This window comes from Lentzea kentuckyensis, assembly GCF_002150765.1.
Classification (GTDB): Bacteria; Actinomycetota; Actinomycetes; order Mycobacteriales; family Pseudonocardiaceae; genus Lentzea; species Lentzea kentuckyensis.
The window spans coordinates 1-1,255 of the sequence record NZ_MUYM01000207.1 but is presented as its reverse complement, the minus strand read 5'-3'; the positions used below and the strand labels follow the sequence as shown (position 1 = coordinate 1,255).

Below are 1,255 nucleotides of genomic sequence, written 5' to 3'. Positions count from 1 at the left end.
GCCGCCGGGCACCCCGTCGGCCGGCCGCGCACCCGTCTGTGGCTCGGCACCGGAACCGGTGTCGTGCCCGTCGGCCACGTCAGTCCCTGACACCGGAGAGACTCGTGCACCTCAATCGCGACAGCGCTGCCGGTCGGCTTCGCCGCCTGGTCGACGAACGGATCACCCCCGCGCTGCACCGGCGCACCGTCGCTCTGCGGGTGACCGCGTGGCAGGCACCCGGCGAGCCGGTGCCGTTCGCCGAGGCCCTGGCCGCCGAGTATCACCCCATCGCACCGGGAACCCCTTGGGGCGCACCGTGGAGCACCTGGTGGTTCCACGTCACCGGCGAGTGGCCGGACGACCTGAGTCCAGGCCCGGTGGACGTGCTCGTCGACCTCGGTTTCCGCGCCGGTTCGCCCGGTTTCCAGTGCGAGGGCACGGCGTGGTCGCCGGGCGGGCGGATCCTCAAGGGAATCAGTCCGTTCAACCACCACGTCCCTCTCGCCGACGTGAGCACCGGCGACCGGATCGACTTCTACGTCGAGGCAGCCGCCAACCCCGACACGAACCCCGACTTCGACTTCGCACCCACCCCGCTGGGCGACCGCGACACCGCGGGGGAGGAACCCCTGTACGTGCTCGGGGAAGTGGTGCTCGCCGAGCGGGACCTCGAGGTCGAGGAACTCGCGCACGACCTGCGTGTGCTGAGGGGACTGCTCGACGTGCTGCCCCCGTCCTCGCCCAGGGCCGCCCGGATCGNNNCGACTCCGCCTGGCTGTGGCCCGCGCGGGAGACCGTGCGCAAGTGCGCGAGGACGTTCGCCAACGCGCTCTCCCTGCTCGCCGAGCGGCCCGAGATGGTCTTCGTGGCCTCCTCCGCCCAGCAGTACGAGTGGGTGCGCGCGCACTACCCGGAGCTGTTCGAGCGCATCCGGGCCGCCGTCGCGGACGGGCGGTGGCTGCCGGTCGGCGGAATGTGGGTCGAGTCCGACACGAACCTGCCCGGTGGGGAGGCCCTGGTGCGCCAGTTCACCGAGGGCACCCGGTGGTTCGAGGAGGTGTTCGGGGTCGAGTCCGCCGAGGTCTGGCTCCCTGATTCCTTCGGCTACTCCGCCGGTCTCCCGCAGATCGCGCGCCAGGCGGGCAAGCGGTGGCTGCTGACCCAGAAGATGTCCTGGAACGACACCAATCGCCTGCCGCACAGCACCTTCTGGTGGGAGGGACTGGACGGCTCGCGGCTGCTCGCACACCTGCCGCCGGTCGACACCTACAAC

General features: G+C 71.6%; 1 protein-coding gene and 1 pseudogene. Both read left to right on the top strand.

Annotated features, from left to right (window positions below; translation table 11 throughout):
• Positions 1-38 precede the first annotated feature (38 nt).
• Positions 39-566: pseudogene (locus tag B0F77_RS51095) on the top strand (hypothetical protein); the annotation flags it as partial.
• 212 nt (positions 567-778) lie between these two features.
• Positions 779-1,255, top strand: a 477-nt coding sequence (locus B0F77_RS50385) for a glycoside hydrolase family 38 N-terminal domain-containing protein (RefSeq protein WP_483868460.1), incomplete at its 3' end; no start/stop codon positions are given.